General features: G+C 44.8%; 3 protein-coding genes and 1 pseudogene. All 4 read left to right on the top strand.

Annotated features, from left to right (window positions below):
* Positions 1-663, top strand: a pseudogene (locus tag PY364_RS22210) (C-3',4' desaturase CrtD); the annotation flags it as partial.
* Positions 664-773: 110 nt separating this feature from the next.
* The gene (locus PY364_RS22205) at positions 774-1,121 is read left to right on the top strand and encodes a rhodanese-like domain-containing protein (RefSeq protein WP_275526354.1); all 348 of its coding nucleotides are present in this window, start codon (positions 774-776) and stop codon (positions 1,119-1,121) included.
* A 163-nt stretch (positions 1,122-1,284) separates the two neighbouring features.
* A complete protein-coding gene (gene hrcA / locus PY364_RS22200; protein ID WP_343278468.1) occupies positions 1,285-2,379 on the top strand; it encodes a heat-inducible transcriptional repressor HrcA in 1,095 nt (364 codons plus the stop codon).
* A gap of 444 nt (positions 2,380-2,823) precedes the next feature.
* Complete coding sequence (locus PY364_RS22195; protein WP_275526352.1) at positions 2,824-5,340, top strand: GH116 family glycosyl hydrolase; 2,517 nt, start codon at positions 2,824-2,826, stop codon at positions 5,338-5,340.
* The last annotated feature ends 40 nt before the right edge of the window (positions 5,341-5,380 follow it).

The raw sequence follows: 5,380 nt of genomic DNA, 5'->3' as shown, positions 1-5,380 counted from the left end.
TACCGCCTAGAAGGCGGCGTTACGGATATATTTCCTAATAGTCTTGGGGACTGCGATAACTTATCGGTTGCCAACTTGCCAAATTCAATGGCTGGTTACAAGTATCGAGTAGATAAATTGCCTCCAGCATCAGGTGCTTTCGTGATATATTTAGGAGTAGAGGAAAGCGCAATTCCTGAAAATTGTCCGCCGCATCTTCAATTTTTATACGACTATGAAGGCGTAATTGGTGAAAACAATTCCCTGTTTGTTTCTGTCAGCAAGTCAGGAGATGGTAGAGCACCGAAAGGGAGGGCGACAATTACAGCCTCATCTTTTACTGATACTAGAAAGTGGTGGAATTGTGCAGATTATGAAGGGTTGAAACAAAGATATAGCGAAGAAACGATCGCGCGTTTGGGTCAATATTTTGACTTAACACCTGATAAGATTTTACATCAAGAAGCAGCAACGCCTCGAACATTTGCGCGGTATACTGGTCGCGATCGCGGAGTTGTCGGCGGTATCGGTCAAAGAATACCTACTTTTGGGCCATTTGGCTTTGCAAATCGGACACCAGTTAAGCATCTTTGGCTAGTAGGTGATTCCACTCATCCAGGTGAAGGAACAGCAGGGGTTTCTTATTCTGCGTTAACAGTGGCAAGGCAAATTGGTAATTGGTAATTGCTAATTGCTAATTGCTAATTGCTAATTGGTAATTGGTAATTGCTAATTGCTAATTTGCCAATTATCGCTATATTTTTAATATTGCCGTCTATAAAAGCTACAACCAAATGCCACAAATAATTTCAGAAATTACTGTCGAAGAATTAGGCCGCCGCCTCAAGGAAGAATCACCGGAAAAATTGCAGCTTGTAGACGTGCGAGAAACCTATGAAATTGCGATCGCATCTCTACCAGGGTTTGAAATTTTGCCCTTAAGCGAATTTACCGCATGGTCTGACCAAATTCGTACCCGCCTCAATCCCGACGCAGAAACCCTAGTTCTATGCCATCATGGTGTGCGATCGGCTCAAATGTGCCATTGGTTGGCAGATCAAGGCTTTACTAACGTCAAAAACATTACAGGCGGCATCGACTACTACTCTATTAAAGTCGATCGCACCATCCCCCGCTATTAGCCAAACTCTGTTATGGTGGGATTAACAACTCCGATCTGCTACCTTTGAGGACAGAGTTTCTGGGTTCAGAGTAGAGGCGGGTTTAGCCCATAAACTTTGCATCCTACGATCGATTTTATATAAAACCCGCCGCTATTTGTTCGATAATTGAGCTTAAATGCCTGTGAGCGTCAATCTTACCGATCGCCAACAACGTATCCTTTGGGCAACAGTTCGCCATTATATAACTACAGCCGAACCCGTTGGCTCAAAAGCTTTGGTTGACGAATATAACCTCAGTGTTAGTCCCGCCACCATTCGTAATGCAATGGGAGTCTTAGAAAAAGCTGGACTACTCTATCAACCTCACACCTCCGCCGGACGGATTCCCTCTGACTCAGGCTACCGGATTTACGTGGATCGGCTAATCGCTCCCTCTGAAAAATTAGGTGGTAAAGTCGAACAGGTTCTAGACCAGCTTAATTGGTCTGATGGCCGGATGGAAACACTGCTGAGGGGTGCAGCCCAAATTTTGGCAACTGTCAGCGGCTATATTGCTCTGATTACCCTTCCACAGTCTCATACAGGTAACTTGCGCCACGTCCAACTGGTGCAAATCGACCCGAAACAGGTAATGCTGATTGTAGTCACTGATAGCTACGAAACGCAGTCAGTTTTGATGGAGTTACCTCAACCTAAAAATGGTGAAGCTAGCGAAACCTTGGGGCCAGAAGATGCAGAAATAGTCGATCGCGAATTGCAAATATTATCAAATTTCCTTAATAGCCAACTGCGGGGGCGATCGCTGTGCGAACTCTCACTGATCGATGCTAGCGAATTAGGTCGCGAATTTGAACGCTATGCCGAATTGTTGAAAACTGTACTCTCAGATTTGAGTCGGAAAGCTCAAACTCCAGCTTATACCCGCATTTTAATAAGTGGTTTAGCAGAAGCCCTACGATTACCTGAATTTTCCCAACTCCAACAAGTTCAAACCATTATTCATCTACTGGAACAAGAACAAGAGCAACTCTGGCCTCTAATTTTTGCATCAGGTGCGTCAGAAACGCCCGGTAAGCGGGTAAAAGTGCGAATTGGGTCAGAAAACCCCTTAGAACCGATCCGCTGTTGTACGCTGATTTCCTCAACTTATCAGCGGGGTTCAGTGCCGGTGGGCAGTGTCGGAGTTTTGGGGCCGACGCGGATGGTTTATGAAAATGCGATCGCGGTAGTGGAAGCTGCGGCCGATTATTTAAGCGAGGCGATCGGTGGAACTTGAGTAATTTATCCTGATAGCTATCTCTAGCTTGGGAATATAAAAAACATAGATGCACCCTGATTTACAAACCCCAAGCAAAACTTGCCTGGGGTTTTTTATTGTCTGACTTACGCAAAATAGGACTTATAGCAACCGCTTTCAGCGGTTAGGGGCTAGGGGCTAGGGGCTAGGGGCTAGGGAAAGAAGGAATAGAATCAGCGAGTTTGGTGGAAATCAGAACGTCTTAACTGCCAAGAAGCTTGCTATATGTCATTGCGAGTTCCGCGAAGCAATCCCAGAACCTAGCGATCGCTTCGCAGAGTTCGCAATGACAAAGCGAACTATTACCAACAGTACCTCTAATCAACCTCTAATTAAGGGGACGGAAAGATTCGAGTCGAGACTTATGGCAATATCCCCCTCTCAAGAAAAAACACCCACCATTGATCGGGTAAAATCAATAGCATGACCGATCGCACATCTAACCCAAACATCCCCCCCCAAACCTGGAACCGCCCTATCGGCCTAGGTTGGAACAATCCTTACACCGTCCGTTACCCCAGCAATCTCGACGATGGCCCCTGGCATGGAATGCCCCTCGGCGGCTTCGGTGCCGGCTGTATCGGGCGATCGCATCGTGGCGACTTCAACCTTTGGCATATCGACGGCGGCGAGCACATTTTCCACAGTTTACCCGCCTGTCAATTCAGCGTCTTTGAAGAAATTGACGGCAAAAAACAAGCTTATGCCCTATCTACAGAACCCCCTACAGATGGTAGTTTATCTGCTTGGAAATGGTATCCGAGCGAATTAAAAATTAAGAATGAAAAATTAAAAATTGAGGAGCAAAATTCAGATTTAAGCCTGAGCACTGGTAGTTATCATGCACTTTATCCTCGCAGTTGGTTTGTTTATGAAAATGTCTTTCAAGCAGAATTAAGCTGCGAACAATTTTCACCAATTTGGGCGGGCAACTATCAGGAAAGTAGTTATCCAGTCGCCATCTTTGAATGGATAGCCCACAATCCCACAGATCGACCAATTACTCTCAGCATCATGCTGACTTGGCAGAATACAGTCGGCTGGTTTACTAATGCCAATAAATCCCCAGAAATTAAAGTCCGAGATGATGGTAGCCCGGTTTATGAATATAATTCTCGCTGGGGTGAAAGTGGGGGAAATTTCAATCGGTTAGTAGAAGATTTCCACCGCATCGGCTGCGTAATGACGCGATTGAGTGCATCAGAAGAAGTAAAAGAAGGCGAAGGACAATGGGCGATCGCTACAGTCGCTAATGCCGCCGTAGAAGTATTTTATCAAACCCGTTGGAACCCCGCAGGCAGCGGCGAAGACATTTGGCGGCCATTTTCTCAAGAAGGCTTCTTGCTAGACGATCCCGATGAAACACCAGCCGCAGGAGGCGAACAATTAGCCTGCGCGATCGCAGTTCGGTTTACAATTAGACCGGGAAAAACTCGCAAGATTCCCTTTATTTTAGCTTGGGATTTTCCGATCACCGAATTTGCGCCCGAAGTTTGGTATTACCGCCGCTACACAGATTTCTTTGGTCGCAATGGCAAAAATGTCTGGTCAATAATTCGTACTGCTATGAAGCATTCGGATACTTGGCGAGAAAATATTCAAGCTTGGCAACAGCCAATTTTAGCCAGGGAAGACTTGCCAGATAGCATTAAAATGGCAATGTTTAACGAACTCTATGCCCTAACTGATGGTGGCACACTTTGGAGTGCTGCTGACGAACGCGATCCTAAAGGTCAATTTGCAGTTTTGGAGTGCATAGATTATCGTTGGTACGAGAGTTTAGATGTCCGTCTTTACGGTTCTTTTGCCCTGTTAATGCTGTGGCCAGAATTAGATAAGGCAGTGCTTTTAGCCTTTGCTAGAGCAATTTTCACAGGAGATGATACCCCTAGAGTTATTGGCTGGAATCAAGCCTCAGCCGTGCGTAAAATTGCCGGGGCTACACCCCATGATTTAGGTGCTCCCAACGAACACCCTTGGGAGAAAACTAACTATACCAGCTATCAAGATTGCAATTTGTGGAAAGATTTACCTTGCGATTTTGTCTTGCAAGTTTATCGAGATTTCTTGTTAACTGGTAGCACAGATTACGAGTTTTTGCAAGAGTGTTGGCCGGCAATTGTGGAAGCTTTAGCTTATCTCAAAACCTTCGATTTAGATGGCGATGGGATTCCTGAAAATTCAGGTGCCCCCGATCAGACTTTTGATGATTGGCAGATGCGCGGCGTGAGTGCCTATTGCGGGGGGTTGTGGTTAGCCGCGTTAGAAGCTGCGATCGCGATTGGTTCTTTACTTATTAAACATCAAAACAGTGGAGAAGAATTTAACCAATCACCAATTAAAAATTTCAACAAGGATTTCACGGATGTAAGTTTCTTGCCAATTACCAATTACCAATTACCAATTACCAATTACCAAAATTGGTTAGAAAAAGCTAAACCAATCTATCAACAAAGACTGTGGAATGGGCAATATTACCGATTAGATAGCGAAAGCGGTTCAGAGGTGGTAATGGCAGATCAGCTATGCGGTCAATTCTATGCACGTTTATTAGGATTGCCCGATATTGTACCAGAAGAATGTGTTATCAGCACCTTAGAAACAGTGTATGAATCTTGTTTTATTAAGTTCAATCAAGGTGAGTTTGGTGCAGCTAATGGCGTTATGCTTGATGGTTCCCCAGAAAAGCCAGATGCAACTCATCCTCTAGAAGTTTGGACGGGAATTAATTTTGGTTTAGCTGCTTTTATGGTGCAGATGGGGATGAAGGAAAAAGCTTTAGAATTGACGGAGGTAGTCGTCAAGCAAATTTATGCAAATGGGTTGCAATTTCGGACACCTGAAGCAATTACAGCAACGGGTACATTTAGGGCTAGCCATTATTTAAGGGCGATGGCAATTTGGGCAATTTATCATCAATTGCTAATGGCTAATGGCTAATGGCTAATTGCTAATTGAGAATGGGTGATTATACCATCTC

The sequence above is a fragment of the Kamptonema sp. UHCC 0994 genome (genome assembly GCF_029167235.1).
GTDB lineage: Bacteria > Cyanobacteriota > Cyanobacteriia > Cyanobacteriales > Microcoleaceae > Kamptonema.
This window is presented reverse-complemented; position numbering and strand designations above follow the sequence as displayed.